The sequence below is a fragment of the Rhodococcus daqingensis genome, assembly GCF_042665615.1.
Classification (GTDB): domain Bacteria; phylum Actinomycetota; class Actinomycetes; order Mycobacteriales; family Mycobacteriaceae; genus Rhodococcus_G; species Rhodococcus_G daqingensis.
This window is the reverse complement of record NZ_JBHTCS010000007.1, coordinates 41,526-58,547: the sequence shown is the minus strand read 5'-3', so window position 1 is coordinate 58,547 and position 17,022 is coordinate 41,526. Positions and strand designations below refer to the sequence as shown.

14 protein-coding genes and 1 pseudogene are annotated in these 17,022 nt (G+C 70.6%); 8 read left to right on the top strand and 7 right to left on the bottom strand.

The window, feature by feature from the left end:
• The first annotated feature begins 36 nt into the window (after window positions 1-36).
• The 3 genes from ACFQS9_RS03955 (at window position 37) to ACFQS9_RS03945 (ending at window position 3,024) form a co-directional block, all read left to right on the top strand.
• Window positions 37-681 carry a GNAT family N-acetyltransferase gene (locus ACFQS9_RS03955; RefSeq protein WP_378401795.1) on the top strand — a complete coding sequence of 215 codons (645 nt, stop codon included), beginning with the start codon at window positions 37-39 and terminating at the stop codon, window positions 679-681.
• A gap of 9 nt (window positions 682-690) precedes the next feature.
• A complete protein-coding gene (locus tag ACFQS9_RS03950) occupies window positions 691-2,268 on the top strand; it encodes a phytoene desaturase family protein (RefSeq protein WP_378401793.1) in 1,578 nt (525 codons plus the stop codon).
• A gap of 81 nt (window positions 2,269-2,349) precedes the next feature.
• Window positions 2,350-3,024 carry an LppM family (lipo)protein gene (locus ACFQS9_RS03945; protein ID WP_378401791.1) on the top strand — a complete coding sequence of 225 codons (675 nt, stop codon included), beginning with the start codon at window positions 2,350-2,352 and terminating at the stop codon, window positions 3,022-3,024.
• Between the two features lie 58 nt (window positions 3,025-3,082).
• Here ACFQS9_RS03945 and metF read toward each other — a convergent pair whose 3' ends face one another.
• A complete protein-coding gene (gene metF, locus ACFQS9_RS03940) occupies window positions 3,083-4,006 on the bottom strand; it encodes a methylenetetrahydrofolate reductase [NAD(P)H] (protein WP_378401891.1) in 924 nt (307 codons plus the stop codon).
• A gap of 98 nt (window positions 4,007-4,104) precedes the next feature.
• Between metF and ACFQS9_RS03935 the strand changes: the two genes are divergently transcribed.
• From ACFQS9_RS03935 to ACFQS9_RS03920, 4 genes and pseudogenes are all read left to right on the top strand, one after another.
• The gene (locus ACFQS9_RS03935; RefSeq protein WP_378401789.1) at window positions 4,105-5,256 is read left to right on the top strand and encodes a polyprenyl synthetase family protein; all 1,152 of its coding nucleotides are present in this window, start codon (window positions 4,105-4,107) and stop codon (window positions 5,254-5,256) included.
• On the top strand, window positions 5,253-6,857 hold the full coding sequence (gene crtI, locus ACFQS9_RS03930) for a phytoene desaturase family protein (RefSeq protein WP_378401787.1): 1,605 nt from the start codon (window positions 5,253-5,255) through the stop codon (window positions 6,855-6,857). Before ACFQS9_RS03935 ends, crtI begins: the two co-directional genes overlap by 4 nt.
• Window positions 6,858-6,932: 75 nt before the next feature.
• Window positions 6,933-8,555 (top strand): annotated as a pseudogene (locus ACFQS9_RS03925) (alpha-(1->6)-mannopyranosyltransferase A); the annotation flags it as partial.
• Between the two features lies 1 nt (window position 8,556).
• Window positions 8,557-9,504, top strand: coding sequence for a phytoene/squalene synthase family protein (locus tag ACFQS9_RS03920; protein ID WP_378401785.1), 948 nt, complete (start codon window positions 8,557-8,559; stop codon window positions 9,502-9,504).
• Here ACFQS9_RS03920 and ACFQS9_RS03915 read toward each other — a convergent pair.
• The 4 genes from ACFQS9_RS03915 to ACFQS9_RS03900 all read right to left on the bottom strand — a co-directional run bounded on the left by ACFQS9_RS03915 (window position 9,501) and on the right by ACFQS9_RS03900 (window position 12,386).
• Window positions 9,501-10,382 (bottom strand): SDR family oxidoreductase, encoded by an 882-nt coding sequence (locus tag ACFQS9_RS03915; protein WP_378401783.1) that lies wholly within the window; start codon window positions 10,380-10,382, stop codon window positions 9,501-9,503. The genes ACFQS9_RS03920 and ACFQS9_RS03915 overlap by 4 nt on opposite strands.
• Before the next feature lie 9 nt (window positions 10,383-10,391).
• Window positions 10,392-11,264 (bottom strand): DUF2182 domain-containing protein, encoded by an 873-nt coding sequence (locus ACFQS9_RS03910; protein ID WP_378401781.1) that lies wholly within the window; start codon window positions 11,262-11,264, stop codon window positions 10,392-10,394.
• A complete protein-coding gene (locus tag ACFQS9_RS03905; RefSeq protein WP_378401779.1) occupies window positions 11,261-11,905 on the bottom strand; it encodes a DUF1326 domain-containing protein in 645 nt (214 codons plus the stop codon). Before ACFQS9_RS03905 ends, ACFQS9_RS03910 begins: the two co-directional genes overlap by 4 nt.
• 112 nt (window positions 11,906-12,017) lie before the next feature.
• Window positions 12,018-12,386: an Rv2175c family DNA-binding protein gene (locus ACFQS9_RS03900; RefSeq protein ID WP_378401777.1), complete on the bottom strand. Its 369-nt coding sequence runs from the start codon at window positions 12,384-12,386 to the stop codon at window positions 12,018-12,020.
• Window positions 12,387-12,554: 168 nt separating this feature from the next.
• Between ACFQS9_RS03900 and pknB the strand changes: the two genes are divergently transcribed.
• Complete coding sequence (gene pknB, locus ACFQS9_RS03895; RefSeq protein ID WP_378401775.1) at window positions 12,555-14,594, top strand: Stk1 family PASTA domain-containing Ser/Thr kinase; 2,040 nt, start codon at window positions 12,555-12,557, stop codon at window positions 14,592-14,594.
• A gap of 99 nt (window positions 14,595-14,693) precedes the next feature.
• Here pknB and ACFQS9_RS03890 read toward each other — a convergent pair whose 3' ends face one another.
• Complete coding sequence (locus ACFQS9_RS03890; RefSeq protein WP_378401774.1) at window positions 14,694-15,452, bottom strand: VOC family protein; 759 nt, start codon at window positions 15,450-15,452, stop codon at window positions 14,694-14,696.
• 136 nt (window positions 15,453-15,588) lie between these two features.
• On the bottom strand, window positions 15,589-16,974 hold the full coding sequence (locus tag ACFQS9_RS03885) for a class II 3-deoxy-7-phosphoheptulonate synthase (protein ID WP_378401772.1): 1,386 nt from the start codon (window positions 16,972-16,974) through the stop codon (window positions 15,589-15,591).
• Window positions 16,975-17,022 lie beyond the last annotated feature (48 nt).

The following is a 17,022-nucleotide window of genomic DNA, read 5'->3' as shown; positions in this document are numbered from 1 at the left end:
ATAGCTGCCCCCACCGACACGTCGTCAAGAGAGAGGGTGAGTCCGGTCGGTATCAACACGACACCGCTGCTGGTCGAGCTGTCCGCGCAGGAACTACGGCGCCGCCTCACCGAGGCTCTGGCCATCTACGTCGAGGCGATGGACTACCCGAAGGGAACCGAGTTCCATCGGGCACCCATGTGGACCGAACACACCCACCGGCCGGGTTGGCGCGCGGTCGCCGCGGTCCTCCCGGCAGGCGACGACCCCGCCACGGCGACGGAGACGGAGACCATGGTCGGCATCGCCTACGGATACCGGGGTGCCCCGCACCAGTGGTGGCACCAGCAGGTCCGCGAGGGCATGTACCGATCCGGCGCGGACGAGCGGCGGATCCACGAGGTCCTGGGCGACTACTTCGAGCTGACCGAACTCCATGTCTCACGCGAGGCACAGGGACACCGCACCGGAGAGGCGCTGCTCCGCAAGCTCCTCGAAGGCAGGACCGAGAGTCACGTCCTGCTGTCCACGCCCGAGGTCGAGGACGAGGACAACCGTGCCTGGAGGCTCTACCGCAGGCTCGGATTCACCGATGTGGTGCGACATTTCACCTTCACCGGGGACAACAGACCGTTCGCCGTGTTGGGCCGCCTGCTGCCCCTCCCCTCCGACGGGGCCGAGAACGCACACTCCCCCGGCTAGCCTGAGCAGATGATCGACGCGGTGGTGGTGGGATCCGGGCACAATGCGCTGGTGTCGGCGTGCTACCTCGCCCGGTCCGGCTGGTCCGTCGAGGTACTCGAGCGCGACACGGTCCTCGGTGGCGCGGTGTCCACCGTCGAACGGTTCCCCGGACATCAGGTGGACCGCGGCTCGTCCGCGCACATCATGATCCGGCACACCGGCATCATCGAGGATCTCGACCTGGCCGCACACGGCCTGCACTATCTCGACTGCGACCCATGGGCTTTCGCGCCCGCACCGCCCGAGTCCGGTCGGCCGGGCATCGTCTTCCACCGCAGTCTCGAACAGACCTGTGCCTCCATCGCCGAGTCCTGCGGGGCCGCCGACGCGAGGGCGTATCGGACGTTCGTCGATACCTGGGGTCCGCGTACCGCGAGCGTGATGCGGGCCTTCGCCGGACCACCGACCGCGGGGAGGCTCGCCCGCTCGTTCGGCGGCCTGGATCGGGGCGCGGGCGCCTCAGCGCTCTCTCGGGAGTTCCTCGCATCCGGGGATGGCTTGCTGGACAACTACTTCGACGACGAGCGCCTGAAGGCGGCCTTGGCGTGGTTCGGCGCCCAGTCGGGTCCGCCGATGTCCGAGCCCGGCACCGCCCCGATGGTCGGGTTCGCGGCCCTCATGCACACCCTGCCGCCGGGTCGGGCCGTCGGCGGCAGCGGAGCCCTCACCCGGGCGCTGGCGTCGCGACTCGCCGCCGACGGAGGGTCGGTACAGCTGGGTGACGCGGTGACCGAACTACGACGCACGTCGCGTGGCTGGACGGTACGGACCGCGCAGGGCCGGGAGTTGCATGCCAGGACGGTGGTGGCGGGCTGCCACATCCTGACCACCCTCGATCTCCTCGAACGCGGTGGCCACGACCGGCAGCAACTGGACGGATGGCGCCGGCGGATCCGGGTCGGACCGGGGATCGGCATGGTGGTGCGCCTCGGAACCGATTCACTCCCCTCCTATCCCAGCGCCCCGGCCGGCGACACGGTCACCTCCGGGCTGCAGCTGCTGGTCTCCGATCGCGCGCAGCTGAGACTCGCGCACGGGGCGGCGCTCGCGGGCGAACTCCCGCCCGTGCCCGCGGTTCTCGCCATGAGCTTCAGCGGGATCGATCCGGGCCTGACCCCGCCCGGAGAGCATCAGGTGACCCTGTGGTCGCAGTGGCATCCCTATGCCCTCACCGGTGGACGCGACTGGGCCGACCTCGCCGAGTCCGAGGGCGACCGGATCGTCGCCGAGATCGAGCGTCTCGCACCGGGATTCACGGGCTCGGTGCGACACCGCCTCGTGCAGACCCCGGCGGACCTCGAGACCGAGATGGGGTTGATCGGCGGCAACGTGATGCACGTCGAGATGTCGCTGGACCAGATGTTCATGTGGCGACCCCTGCCGGAACTGTCGGGACACCGGGTGCCCGGCGCCAAGGGGCTGTACCTGACCGGTGCCTCGACCCATCCGGGTGGCGGCGTGTCCGGCTCGAGCGGGCGCAGCGCCGCGCGGATCGCGTTGTCCGACGCACGGTTCGGAGGGCTGCGGCGGGTGCTGCACCGATGAGCGGGTCCCCGGCCGCCGGATCCGCCACGCCGCGCACCCCTGACGCCTGACACCTGTACGCCTGCCTGGCACGATAACGCTGTGCAGCAGCCCCACTCCGATGTCCGCAGTCGATCCCGAGTCCGACTGTTCGCCCTGTCCCTACTCCTCCTGATCTGCATCCCGGTGCTGAGCGGGTGCCTTCGGGTCCAGGCCTCACTCGGCGTATCACCCGACGATCGGGTCTCGGGACAGATCGTCGCCGCGACGGTTCCCGTGGACGACAAGGACACGGGCCCGGAGCTGATCCCGCCGGACTCGTTGACGTCGAAGGTCCGGGTGCAGGAGTACAAGCAGGACGGCTTCGTCGGCAGTCAGGCTTTCTTCAGCGACCTGACCTTCGGCGAGGTGCAGCAGCTCGGATCGATGTCCAGCCAGACCGGTGGCACCGTTCAGCTGGATTTCCGGCGCAACGGCGACGTCGTGGTCCTCGAGGGCAAGGCCGACCTCAAATCGGTACCGGACGGCAGCGACGTCCAGTTCAGCGTCGCCTTCCCGGCGCGGGTGAACACCACCAACGGAACCCGCGACGCGGACTCCATCGTCACCTGGAAGCTGCCGCCCGGCGAGGTGAGCACGCTCCGCGCGGAGACCCGATACGCCGACCCCAGCACCCGCGGATTCGCGGGCTGGGCGGGCATCGTCGGCGGCGTCACCCTCGGCGTCGCCCTCGTCGTCGGCGCGATGGCGTACTTCGCCCGCAACCCGAAGCGCTGACGCACTGTGCGCGATCTGCACCCCCGATGGGGTGCAGATCGCGCACAGGCGCGACGCGCTATCCGACCGAGCTGGCCAGTCCGAGGCGGTCGAGCACCTCGCGGGTCGCACGGGCGAAGTTCAGCGTGATGAAGTGCAGGCAGGGCGCGCCCTCCGCGATCAGCCGCTCGCCCATCGCGGTGGCCAGCTCGATGCCGAGCTCCCGGACGGCCGCCCGGTCCTCCTCGGGCCCGTGACCCGCGGCGCGGTCCAGCCGGTCCGCGAGCTCGCGCGGCAGCTGGGACCCGGACAACTCCACCATCTTCTTGACCGACCGCAGCGATGTGATCGGCATGATCTCCGGGATGATCGGCTTGGCGCCCTGCTCGGCGTCGTACCGGGACACCCGGTCGCGCAGCCGCAGGTAGTCCTCGACGTCGAAGAACATCTGGGTGATGGAGTACTCGGCTCCGGCGCGCAGCTTCGAGACCAGGTACCGGGTGTCGTGATCGAGATCGGGCGCCCGGAAGTGTCCCTCGGGGAACGAGGCGACGCCGACATGGAAGTCGCCGAGGTCGCGCACCAGACGCACCAACTCCTCGGCGTACTCGAGGCCATCGGGATGCCTGACCCACTCCCCGAGCGGATCGCCCGGCGGGTCGCCGCGCAGTACCAGGATGTTGCTGATGCCGCGGTCCGCGTAGGCACCGACCATCGCACGCAGCTCGTCGACGCTGTGGCCGACGGCGGTCAGGTGCGCCACCGGCAGCAGCGTGGTCTCCTCGGCGAGTGCACCGGTGACCCGCACGGTGCGGTCCCTGGTCGATCCGCCGGCCCCGTAGGTCATCGAGACGAAGGCCGGCTGCATCTGCTCGAACTCGCGGACCGCACGCCACAGCCGCGCCTCCGCATCTGCATCACGCGGCGGCGAGAACTCCACCGAGAAGGGGATCCGCCCGCCGCTCGAACCGATCCGGTCCACGATCGACGGGGTCCGGGTCACCCAGCCCTCGCTTGACCGTCCCCTGACGGCATCGAATGTCACCCGACAATCATAGTGGCGGCCGATGGGGGCGACTGCGACGGACCACTAGGGTGGGGGTGACGATCACGTTCCCAGGGCGAATTCCCGGGGCAATCACCGAGGAGGACACCCTGTCCGCCGACGCCGCCTCCCCCGAGGCCACCGAGTCGCTGCCCGCCGCCGTCGAGGGCGCGCTGCGGGAGTTCTTCGACAGTCGCAGGCCGATCACCGATGCCGTCGGCGGCACGTTCACCGCGGCCGCCACCGCCTTGGAGGCCTTCGTCCTCCGCGGCGGCAAGCGGGTCCGCCCGGCGTTCGCCTGGACGGGTTGGCTGGGCGCGGGCGGCGATCCCTCCGGCCCCGACGCCGCCGCCGTGCTGCGCGCGTGCGCCGCCCTCGAACTGGTCCAGGCCTGCGCCCTCGTGCACGACGACATCATCGACTCGTCGCGAACCCGCCGAGGATTCCCCACCCTGCACGTCGAGTTCGCGGAGCAGCACCGCGTCGGCGGATGGTCCGGCGAACCCGACAAGTTCGGTGAGTCCGTGGCGATCCTGCTCGGCGATCTCGCGCTGGCCTGGGCCGACGACATGGTCCGCGAGTCCGGTGTCGACCCCGCCGCCCAGACCCGTCTCGGCCCGGTGTGGTCGGCGATGCGCACCGAGGTCCTCGGCGGCCAGTACCTGGACGTGAGCACCGAGGTGACCGCGGACGAGTCGGTGGCCGCGGCGCTGCGGATCAATCGGTACAAGACGGCGGCCTACACGATCGAGCGACCTCTGCACCTGGGCGCCGCCCTCGCCGCGGCCGATCCGGATCTGGTCGGCGCCTACCGCGAGTTCGGCACCGACATCGGCATCGCCTTCCAGCTCCGCGACGACCTGCTCGGCGTGTTCGGCGACCCGGCGGTCACCGGCAAGCCGTCCGGCGACGACCTGCGCGAGGGCAAGCGCACCGTGCTGTTCGCCGAGGCCCTGCTCCGTGCCGACGCCACCGACCGGGGCACCGCGGACGTGCTGCGTCGCAGCATCGGCACCGATCTCACCGAGGAGCAGGTGCAGCGGCTGCGCGCGATCATCACCGATCTCGGCGCGGTGGACGAGGTCGAGCGCCGCATCGACGAGCTGACCGCCAGGGGCCTGCGGGCCCTGGACACCAGCACCGCCACCGCGGCGGCCAAGGAGAGCCTGCGCGCGATGGCACTGGCCGCGACGCGGCGCACGGCGTGAGTCTGCGCACGGTCCCCGGCCGCACCGACCGCGTGGTGGTCATCGGGGCGGGCCTGTCGGGCTTGGCCGCGGCGCTCCACCTGCTCGGCACCGGCCGCGAGGTCACCCTCCTCGAACGCGATCACTCCGTCGGTGGCCGGGTCGGCGCATACGACGGACCGGGCTACCGGATCGACAGCGGCGCAACCGTTCTCACCATGCCCGAGTTGGTCGGCGAAGCACTGGCCGCGGTGGGCGCCGACTTCGGCTCCGTGTCACCGCCGCTGCGCCTGCGCCGGCTCGACCCGGCCTATCGGGCTCGGTTCGCCGACGGCGGGGCGATCGCCGTGCACTCGGACCCCGACGCGATGGCGGCGGAGGTCGCCCGGGTGTGCGGTCCCGACGAGGCACGCCGATACCGCCGGCTGCGCTCCTGGCTGGAGCGGATCTTCACGGCCGAGTTCGACCGGTTCATCGACGCGAACTTCGACTCGCCGCTCGACCTGGTCCGCTCGCGCGCGGCCCTCGCGGACCTGTCGACCCTGGTCAGGATCGGCGGCTTCGGCAGGCTGGGGCCACGGGTCGAGAAGTACCTCCGTGACCCCCGACTGCAGCGCATCTTCACCTTCCAATCGCTCTACGCGGGGCTGAGCCCGGCGCGGGCGCTCGGCATCTACGGTGCGATCGCGCACATGGACACCTCGATGGGCGTGTTCTTCCCCGACGGCGGCATGCGGGCGATCGCCGAGGCCATGGCCGACGCCTTCACCACCGCGGGCGGCACCCTCGCGCTCGGGACCGAGGTGAGCCGGATCGACTACAGGAACGGTCGCGCGAGGCGGGTGATCACCGCCGACGGATCGGGGTTCGACGTGGACGCGGTGGTCCTGACCGCGGACCTCGGCGGCGGGAGCGCCCTGCTCCCCCGTCGAACCTGGCCGCGTCGGCCGGTCCGGCACTCCCCCTCGGCCGTCGTCGCGCACGGCACCATCCCGGCCTCCGTCGCCGCGCGGTGGGCGGACTCGGGCCACCACACCATCGACTTCGGCGCCGCCTGGGAGCAGACGTTCGCGGAGATCACCGCGCGCCGCGGCCGCGGGCGCCTCATGAGCGATCCGTCCCTGCTGCTCACCCGGCCCGCGGTCACCGACCCGGGGCTGATGATCGATCGTGACGGCGAGCCGCACGAACCGCTCTCGGTGCTCGCGCCGTGCCCCAACCTGGACAGCGCTCCGTTGGACTGGGCCGCCCTCGGCGGGCCCTACGTCCGCGAGCTGCTCACCGAGCTGGAGCGGCGCGGATACACGGGGATCGCCGAGCACTTCCGGGTCGACCTCATCGACACCCCGCAGACCTGGGCCGACCGCGGGATGTCCGCGGGCACCCCGTTCGCCGCCGCGCACACCTTCGCGCAGACCGGACCGTTCCGGCGCGGGAATCTCGACAGCGGTGCCGAGAACGTGGTGCTCGCCGGTTCCGGGACCACACCGGGGGTCGGGGTGCCGACCGTGCTGGTCTCCGGGAAGCTCGCCGCCCAGCGGATCGCGGGAGAGGCCGCGCTCGGGTCACGGAGGGACCGGCCCGATCAAGGCGTTTCCCGCAGTGGAACCCCGAGCCACTAAACTGACCAGCTGTCCACGCAAACCGCCGACGGGTCCCGCCCGGCCGGACCGCGCTCAACGCACAGCCATGGGGGAAGATCCGCACCGATGACGTCCCCACTTCCCGCTGCTGACAGTCAGAGCGGCGACAGCCACGACCGGACCTCGGGCTCCGGACGTTTCCGTACGGTCACCGGGTTCGCCCGCAGCGAGGCGGGACACGCGGCGATCCTCGGGCTGGTGGGCGCGTCGATGATCACCTTCGGCGGTTTCGGGTCCGGCAGCGTGCGCCGGGAAGATCCGCTGCTGGAGTCGCTGCACCTGTCGTGGCTGCGGTTCGGTCACGGCCAGATCCTGTCGACGATCCTGGTCTGGATCGGCGTGCTGCTGATGATCACGGCATGGGTCAGGCTCGGCCGCTGCACGCTGCGCGGCACGACCACGCTGCACGAGCTGAGGTGGATCGTCCCCGTGTGGACGGCGCCGCTGCTGCTGGCGGTACCCATGTTCAGCCGGGATGCGTACTCGTACCTGGCGCAGGGCGCGCTGCTGCGGGACGGCTTCGATCCGTACGCGGTCGGCCCGGTCGCCAATCCGGGTGTCCTGCTCGACAACGTGAGCAACGTCTGGACCACCACGACCGCCCCGTACGGACCGATCTTTCTGCTCCTCGGCCAGGGCATCACCTCCATCACCGGTGACAACGTGATCGCCGGGACGATGCTGCTGCGACTGACCATGCTGCCCGGGCTCGCCCTGACCATGTGGGCGGTGCCGCACCTGGCCCGTCAGCTCGGCGGCAACCAGGCGACGGCGCTGTGGCTGGCGGTCCTCAATCCGCTGGTCCTGATCCACCTGATCGGCGGCGTCCACAACGAGATGCTGATGGTCGGCCTGATGACGGCGGGCATCGCGCTCGTGCTCGAGCGGCGCCACGTCGCGGGTGTCGCGGTGGTCGCGGTCGGTGTCGCCATCAAGGCGACCGCCGGTGTCGCGCTGCCGTTCCTGGTGTGGATCTGGATGATCCACGAACGCGACCGCGCGCTGGCCGAAGGCCGCACCCCGCCCTCACCGCTGGCCCTGTTCGCCAAGACGGCGGGCACCGGGCTCGCCGTGTTCGCCGGCGTGTTCGCCGCGGCCTCGGCCATCGCGGGCGTCGGCATCGGGTGGCTCACCGCGCTGTCCGGATCGGCGAAGATCATCAACTGGCTCTCGCTGCCGACGATCATGGCGCACATCGTCACCGTCGGCACCTCCTGGTTCACCGATCTGCGGCTCGGCCCGGTGCTGGAGGTGACCCGCGCCATCTCGGCGGTCGCACTGGCGGTGATCCTGGTGGCGGTCTGGTGGCGCTTCCGCAAGACCCCGCGCGACGCCGTCATGGGCATCCTGATCGCGTTGGTCGCGATCGTGGTGCTCTCCCCCGCCGCGCTGCCCTGGTACTACTCGTGGCCGCTCGCCGTCGCCGCGGCCTTCGCCCTCTCGACGACGACGCTGATGATCCTCGTGGGGCTGTCCACCTGGCTGATGCTGGTCTTCCAGCCGGACGGCTCGATCGGGCTGTACACCCTCGCGCACGTGCTCCTCGCCACCTTCGCCGCGGTCGTCGCGGCCAAGTCGCTCGTGACGGTCGATCCGCTGCGGCTGCGCTCGGCGCCCGCGGACATGGACCTGGACCCGACTCCCGCCGCGGCCGGGTCAGCCCCCGGCCGGGACTGACGTGACGACGCTGCACGAGCGGGTGGCGCCGGGGGATCTCGGAGCCGCCTACCGCTACTGCGGACGGCTGACCGCGGAACACGGCCGCAGCTACGCCCTCGCGACGCGGCTGCTGCCCGAACAGCGCAGACCCGCCGTGCACGCGCTGTACGGGTTCGCCCGCACGGTGGACGACATCGTCGACATCGATGCGCCGGCCGGCAGGCCGGCAGGCGACTGCCTGGCCGAGCTCGACCGGATCGAGTCCGAGCTGAGGACCGCAGTCGAGGGTGCCTCCTCCGCGGCCGTCCGCCCGGTCGTGCTGGCGGTGGCCGACACGATCCGCCGGTACGCCATCCCGCTCGAGCACTTCACCGCGTTCCTCGGGTCCATGCGGATGGACCTGCCCGGCGCGCCCGGTTTCCGTGCGGTCTACACCTCGATGGACGAACTCCACGACTACATGCACGGATCCGCCTCGGCGATCGGCAAGCAGATGCTGCCGATCCTGGGCACGGTGACCACCATCGCCGAGGCGGAACCGGCGGCCGCTGCGCTCGGCGAGGCGTTCCAGCTCACCAATTTCATCCGCGATGTCGGCGAGGATCTCCGGCGCGGGCGCATCTACCTGCCTGCGGACGAACTGTCCGCATTCGGGGTGGACGGGGACCTGCTGCGCCACTGCCGGTCGACCGGAGCCACGGATCCCCGAGTCACGCGGGCCCTTGCCCATTTCGTCGCCCTGAACCGGTCCGGCTACCGCGAGGCCCGGCCGGGCCTGGCGATGCTCGCGCCTCGGGTGCGGCCCGGCATCACCGCCGCATTCGATCTGTACTCGGTGATCCTCGACGAGATCGAGGGAAACGGCTACCGAGTCCTGGACCGGAGGGCCGTGGTGCCCCGTCGTCGCCGGCTGGCGTTGGTGGCCCCGCGACTGCTGGAGTCGGCGGCCGCGGCCTATCGCGGCTAAGGCTTCTCGAGCGCCTGCGTGCGGGCGCTCACCGAACGGCCCAGGCTTGCCACCTCGGCATCCATCTGCGGCACCAGCACCGGCGCGATCTTGCGGATCTCACGTTCGGCGATCGGGGTCTGCACCAGCGGCCGCAGCCAGCGCAGCGCGCCGACCCAGCCCGGCACGTTGATCCGGTTCGACCGCCGTTCGATCCCCTTCACGAAACGGCCGCCGCACGCCTGCACCGACGTCGTCTTACCCAGCGGGCCGGGCAGCGCCGCCAGCATCTTGTTGAATGCGGGCAGGTCGGCCTTCGCGTCCTGAACCAGCGGGGTGTCGATCCAGGCCATGTGGGCGGAGCCGACGTCGACACCCAGGTGGGCGACCTCGAGCCGCAGCGCGTTGGCGAAGTACTCTGCCCCGGCCTTGGACGCGTGGTACGCGGCCAGCCCGGGAGCGGCGGTGTACGCCGCAAGGGAGGAGACGACCAGCACGTATCCCCTGCGCTCGATGATCGAGGGCAGGGCCGCGCGCACCGTGTTGAAGACGCCGACCAGGTTCACGTCGATGACGCGCTTGAACGTGGCCGGATCGACGGCCAGCACGGATCCGTAGCTCGCGATGCCGGCATTGGCCATCACGACGTCGATGCCACCGAATCGCTCGATCGCCTGCGCCGCAGCCGATTCCATCGACGCGAGGTCACACACGTCGGCAACGACGGTGAGGACACCGTCCCGGCCACCGAGCTCCGTGGCCAGGAGGTGGAGCGGCTCGGCATCGAGGTCGGTCAGCACGAGCTTCGCACCCTTGGCGTGCAGCCGGCGGGCGACCTCCGCGCCGACACCGCGCGCGCCGCCGGTTATGAGAACAACCTTGCCGGTCACGGACGTCATGATCGAAGCCTAGGCCCCCGGCGACATGTCGGCCATCTCCCCCGCGGCGACGCCCGAGATCAGCTGCAGCAGAGACGGATAGGCCATGATCGCGAGGCCGATCACGACGAGCGAGGTCCCGATCACGCGGGGAACCAGCCAGCCGCGGCGCAAGCACTTCTCCGCGAGGAACACCAGGGTCAGGGCGATCATCCACACGAGATTCATCAGGCCGACGACCAGGAGCACGGACATCAGCGCCCAGCAGCAGCCCAGGCAATAGCCACCCTGGACGATGCCCGCCCGAGCGGCGGCGCGTGATCCCCCACCGAAGTCGTGCTCCACGAGAAAGGCGAAGGGACTTCGGCAGGTGCGCAGGCACACCGACTTCCAGCGGGTGAACTGGTACGCCCCGGCGAGGACCAAGGCGAGACCGGCCACCACCGGCAGCCATCGTGAATCGCCGGCCGAGTCGGCGAGCTGCCGAAACCCCGTCAACGCGGTCAAGGGCACCAGGCCGGCCACCGCCCAGGCCAGCAGATAGCCACCCACCAGCGCCACGGTCGGGGTGATCCCCTCGCCCCGCCTCCGGACCACCACATGATGGGCCGCCACCAGCGGAACCGCAGTCGGGAACATCATCGCGATCATCATGGCGACCCACATCGCCAGGAACGCGGGAATGCCTATCGGCATCGGCATTCCGGTCCCCACCTCGGCCAGGCCGCTGACCATGCCCCGCATGTCGGCCGCGTCCCGGGCCACCAGGACCCAGCCGACCGCCGCACATGCCAGCAGCCAGACCGCCACGACGGCGAGTACCCGGTGCGACAGCGACGCGATCGGGTCGCTCTGAGGCAACGACGCGCGCCCACCGTGGCCCGGGCCGCCGCCGGGGCTCATGTGTCCGGTCCACTCCAGTCGAACGGGATGTGCTTGCTGGAGCGGCCGCCCCACTCCCACGCGAAGGTGAAGTTCTCCGCGCTCACCCGGTTCGCGGTGGCGACACCCCAGGTCGCGGTCTGGCCCGGACCGACCTCGGACCCCGGCGGGTTGAGCAACTGGACCCGCGCGCCCGGCGGTGTGGTCGGACCGGTCAACGCCTCGCCCGCCGCGCTGACGCGACCGGGAACCTCCGCGTGCCAACCGGACAGGTCGTCGGCGACCTCGACGTGTACCGGGGCGATCTCGACGCCACGAGAATCGCCGACCATCGCGGCGAACTTCGCCGGCCAGCCCCCTGCCTGACCGCCGAAGACGGCCCCGAGCGCCGCCTGCTGCGCCTCGTCGGCGCGATCATCGAGGTACAACGCCATCGAGACCTGCGCGCCCGCCCACACGTTGCCCTCGAACTCGCCCAGCGCGACGAGGTTCAACCCGTCCAGGGGCACGTCTCCGTAGTGGCCCTCGCGCACGTGGTAGGCGAGCACGCCCTGGCAGTGATTGGAGGTGGGCGGTCTAGCGAACTCGCAGGGACAGGGGATGTCGCAGCTGCAGACGTCGAACCAGTCCCCCCGAACCGCCCACTGAGGAACCTCGGTCATGGCGGCTCACCCCATTTCGCGACCTGGGAGATGTGCCTGTATCGGCCCCGTACTCAGTACACGCCGGAGGGTTCGGTATGCGCAATCCCTGCAGGCGACGAGGAAACGTTCCTCAGAAGGCCATCGCCTGGGCGCGGCGGACCACCTCGCGCGCGAGATGGGTGTGCAGCGCCGCGACCGGTGTGCCCGGCAGGGTCTCGTCCTCGGTGAACAGCCAGCGCAGGATCTCCTCCTCGGAGTATCCGCCGTCGCGCATGACCACCAGCAGCCCGGACAGCAGCCGCACCACCTCGCCGTCCGCGGTGAAGAAGGCGGCGGGCACCCCGATGACCCCGTCGCGTCGGACCGCGATCAGCTCACCGTCACGGAGCATCTGGTGCACCCGCGTGACGACAATGCCGAGCTGCTTGGCCACATCCGCGAGCTGCAGCAGCTCCACCGAGGGATCGAGGACGTCGTCGCTATAAGGGATTGCACTCACATAGGTAACGGTATCGGGTTGGCACCCGGTGCGTCATGGGCGGTCGGTGTGATCGGATGTGCCGCGTCGTCGGCACCGGGTCGGCGGCCCGCTGGCTACCATCGATGCGGACATTGTCGACACTGCTGTGTTGACCAACAGCGTCGAACGGAAAAGGGGTACGCACGGGTGGGGCCAGGAGATCAGGCGCTGATCGGCACGCTGCTCGACCGTCGCTATCGGGTGGACTCCCCGATCGCGCGCGGCGGGATGTCGATGGTCTACCGGGGTCTCGACATGCGCCTCGACCGGCCGGTCGCGATCAAGGTGATGGACCCGAAGTTCGCTCAGGATCCCCAGTTCGTAGCCCGGTTCGAGTTCGAGGCCCGTGCGGTGGCCAGGTTGACCCACCCCGGACTCGTCGCCGTGTACGACCAGGGAGTCGACGGCGAACACGCGTTCCTGGTCATGGAGCTCGTTGCGGGTGGGACCCTGCGAGAGCTGCTGCGTGAGCGCGGTCCGATGCCCCCGCACGCCGCGGCCGCCGTCACCGGACCGGTGCTCGACGCGCTCGCGGTCGCGCACCGCGCGGGCCTCGTGCACCGCGACATCAAGCCCGAGAACGTGCTGATCTCCGACTCCGGCGAGGTGAAGATCGCCGACTTCGGTCTGGTCCGCGCGGTGGCCGGGTCCAATGCCACCTCGAGCAGCGTGATCCTCGGAACCGCCGCCTATCTGTCCCCCGAACAGGTCACCACCGGCAATGCCGACGCCCGCAGCGACGTCTACGCGACCGGTGTGTTGCTCTACGAAATGCTCACCGGCCGAACGCCGTTCACCGGTGACACCTCGCTCTCGATCGCCTACCAACGGATCAACGCCGACGTGCCCAGCCCGGGTTCGCAGATCCCGGGGGTGCCCCAGGAGTTCGACCGACTGGTACTCGAGGCGACCGCCCGTGACCCCGAGGAACGGTTCACGAACGCGGGCGAGATGTCCGCGGCGTTGCGTTCGGTGAGCCACCAACTGAACCTGCCGGCCTACCGGGTGCCCGCACCCCGCCGCTCCGCCCAGCACCTCAGCGCGGCCATGCAGGTCGCGGGCGCGCACCCGCCGCCGACCGCGACCGCGGCCGGACCGAACGATGCGACGACCGCGCTGGCGTCCCCGGTTGCGAGCGCGATGCATCCCGGCGTCCAGCACGCGGCCCCCCAGCACACCAGGGTGGTCACCGACCTGACCGCGCGCCCACCGGAGCCTCCATACCCGGCCCAGGACGACGGCGCGACCCGGCAACACCGTCGGGATCCCGCCCAGTACGAGTTCCCCGATTTCGCCGCCGAGCGCCAGCGCTCGCGCCGCACGATCATGGTGTGGCTGCTCGTGATCCTGCTGCTCGGGATCGCGGTCGGATTCGGCGGCTGGTGGATGGGGTCCGGTCGGTACGCGGCGGTGCCCTCGATCGACGGCCTGGACCGCGCGGCGGCCACCTCCACGATCGAGGCCGCGGGCCTCGGCACCGAGATCCGCGGCGAGTACTCGAACAGCGCTCCGGTCGACACCCTGCTCGGCACCGATCCCGCGGCCGGTTCACGGGTACCCAAGAACTCGGCCGTCGCCCTGCTGGTGTCGCTGGGCAGGCCCGCGGTCCCCGACCTCCCCGCGGGCGGCGACCCGGATCAGGTGGACCGGGTGCTGCGCGAACGCACCTTCGTACCCGTCGAGAGCGGTGAGGCCTTCAGCACCAAGGTGCCCGCGGGAGGCATCGCGGCGCTCAAGCCGGGACCGGGCACGGTCCTCGACGTCGGGTCGCAGGTCGAGATGATCCGGAGCAAGGGTTCGCCGCCGGTCCGGATCCCGGACCTGCGGGGCGAGTCCGCCGATCAGGCCCGGTCCGCGCTCGATGCCGTCGGGATCACGGTCGGCGAGACCCGGGAGGAGTTCGACAGCGGCGTCGACGGCGGCGATGTGATCGGTACCGACCCGGCAACCGGCACGGAGGTCGGCGCCGGCTCCAGCGTCACGCTGATCGTCTCGTCCGCGGTCCGGCTGCCCTCGATGCTCGGCCGGACGGTCGGCTCTGCCCGCCAGGAGCTCACCGGGCTCGGCCTGGTCCCGGAGATCAGACAGGTCACCGACTCCGACCGGTCGCTGGTCCTCACCCAGAGCCCCGGGCCCGGGACACGGGTCGAAGCGGGCAGCACCGTGTTGCTGGTCGCGGTGCCCTGAGGCCGTCCGCCTGCCCGCGTTCACACACTTTCCGAGACCAGCACACCCCCGCCGAACGCCCAACGAGGGTGTGCTGACGTGAAAGCCTGTGTGCCGGTGTCAGTCCTGCGGATCGAAGACCGCGAACGCGCCACCCTGGGGGTCCGTCAGGACCGCGAACCGCCCGGTCTCGGGGATGTCGGTGCCCGGGACGTGTACGGCCCCGCCGAGGCTCGTCGCCTTCTCGACGGCGGCGTCGACGTCGTCCACGCCGAAGTACAGCGCCCAGTGTGGCGGAATCCCCTCCGGGAAGTCCTCGCCCATCGCCATCATGCCGCCGAAGTCCTCGCCGCCGAGGCCCCACTGGGTGTAACCGTCACCCGCGGCGACCGTCCAGCCGAACACGGTCCGGTAGAACTCGATCGCCCCCGCGGTGTCGCGGGTACGCAGCTCGATCCAGCACAGCGCCCCGGACTCGTTCAACCGAGCTGCGCCGTGGAACTTGCGGCCCTGCCAGATCGAGATGACCGCCCCCGCCGGGTCGGCCAGGACCGCGAACCGGCCCAGGTCGAACACGTCCATGGGCTCGGCGATCACCGAACCGCCTGCCTCCGCGGCCGCCCGCGCGGTCGCGTCCACGTCGGCCACCGCGATCGAGGCCGTCCACGCGACGGGCTGGCCCTCCTGATAGAGCGGGCTGGCGGCGGCCACCGGGTCCTGCTCGAGCAGCATCATCGTGTAGCCGCCCGCTTCCGGGTTCGGATCCGCCTCCGGCTTCCAGCCGAGCAGCGTGCCGTAGAACTGTCCTGCCGCCTCGACATCGGTCGTGCCGAGCTCAGCCCAACACGGGGTGCCCAGCGTCGGTTCGGTGATCTTCATGATGTGCCCCTCACTGCGATGGTTGGGTACGCGATCGATCGTGCCCACCGTATCGCCGGCCACCGACACCATCACGGCAGAGCGCAACGGCCCGCACCCTTCTCGGGTACGGGCCGTTGGGCGGAATCGACTCGGCTCAGCCGCGCAGCATCTCCGCCACGAGGAAGGCCAGCTCCAGGGACTGCTGGGTGTTGAGCCGCGGGTCGCACGCGGTCTCGTACCGGCCGGACAGGTCCAGATCGGAGATGTCCTGCGCGCCACCGAGGCACTCGGTGACGTTCTCGCCGGTCAGCTCGACGTGGATGCCGCCCGGGTGGGTGCCCAGTCCGTTGTGCACCTCGAAGAAGCCCTGTACCTCGTCGACGATCCGGTCGAAGTGGCGGGTCTTGTAGCCGGTGGACGCCTCGTGGGTGTTGCCGTGCATCGGGTCGCACTGCCAGATCACCTGGTGACCGGTCGCCTGCACCTTCTCGATGATCGCGGGCAACAGGTCGCGCACCTTGCCGTTGCCCATCCGGGAGATCAGCGTCAGCCGGCCGGGCTTGTTCGTCGGGTCGAGCCGCTCGACGTACTCGACCGCCATCTCGGGGGTCGTGCTCGGGCCGATCTTGAGGCCGATCGGGTTCGCGAGCAGCTCGGCGAAGGCGATGTGCGCCCCGTCGAGCTGCCGGGTGCGATCACCGATCCACAGGAAGTGCGCCGAGAGGTCGTACAGCTTCGGGTGGTCGTCGTCGTTGTCGAGCCGCAGCATCGCCCGCTCGTAGTCGAGGACGAGCGCCTCATGGCTGGCGAAGATCTGCGCGTGGTGCAGGCTCGGGTCGGTGACGCGGCAGGCGTTCATGAACTGCAGGCCGCGGTCGATCTCGGCGGCGAGCGCCTCGTACCGGGCGCCCGCGGGCGAGGACGCTACGAACTCGCGGTTCCAGTCGTGCACCCTGTGCAGATCGGCCATGCCCGCGCCGGTGAGCGCGCGGACGAGGTTCATCGCGGCGCTCGCGTTCGCGTACGCGCGCACCAGCCGGGACGGATCGTGGACGCGCACCGATTCCTCGGCGACGAGCGAGTTCACCATGTCGCCCCGGTACGACTGCAGCCCCAGCGAGTCGATGTTCGATGAACGCGGCTTGGCGTACTGACCGGCGATCCGCGCGACCTTGACCACCGGCATGCTCGCCCCGTAGGTGAGCACGACGGCCATCTGCAGGAGGGTGCGGATGTTGCCCTTGATGTGCGGCTCGGTGTTGTCCGCGAACGTCTCCGCGCAGTCACCGCCCTGGAGCAGGAACGCCTCGCCGCGGGCGACCTCGGCGAGGTTGTTCTGCAGCGCCTCCACCTCGCTCGCGACGGTGATCGGCGGGACACTCTCGAGCACCGTGCGCATCGCGGCGGCCATGTCCTCGGGCCAGGTCGGCTGCTGGGCGGCGGGCTTGCTCAGCGCCTCATCGAGCTTCTGACGCATCGCGGCGGGCAGCGGCGGAAGCTCGGGCAAGCGGTCGATCGGAACGTCGACAGTCCAGTTCACCAGTACAGGATATTCGCTCTGTCGATCACGATGCGCAAAGGGGCCGAT

What these genes read in the sequence shown, in the direction of transcription:
- ACFQS9_RS03905 (WP_378401779.1), bottom strand. Translation starts at nt 11,905, where the DNA reads ATGACCGAGGTTCCTCAGTGGGCGGTTCGGGGGGACTGGTTCGACGTC.
- ACFQS9_RS03950 (WP_378401793.1), top strand. Translation starts at nt 691, where the DNA reads ATGATCGACGCGGTGGTGGTGGGATCCGGGCACAATGCGCTGGTGTCG.
- ACFQS9_RS03910 (WP_378401781.1), bottom strand. Translation starts at nt 11,264, where the DNA reads ATGAGCCCCGGCGGCGGCCCGGGCCACGGTGGGCGCGCGTCGTTGCCT.
- ACFQS9_RS03915 (WP_378401783.1), bottom strand. Translation starts at nt 10,382, where the DNA reads ATGACGTCCGTGACCGGCAAGGTTGTTCTCATAACCGGCGGCGCGCGC.
- ACFQS9_RS03890 (WP_378401774.1), bottom strand. Translation starts at nt 15,452, where the DNA reads ATGAAGATCACCGAACCGACGCTGGGCACCCCGTGTTGGGCTGAGCTC.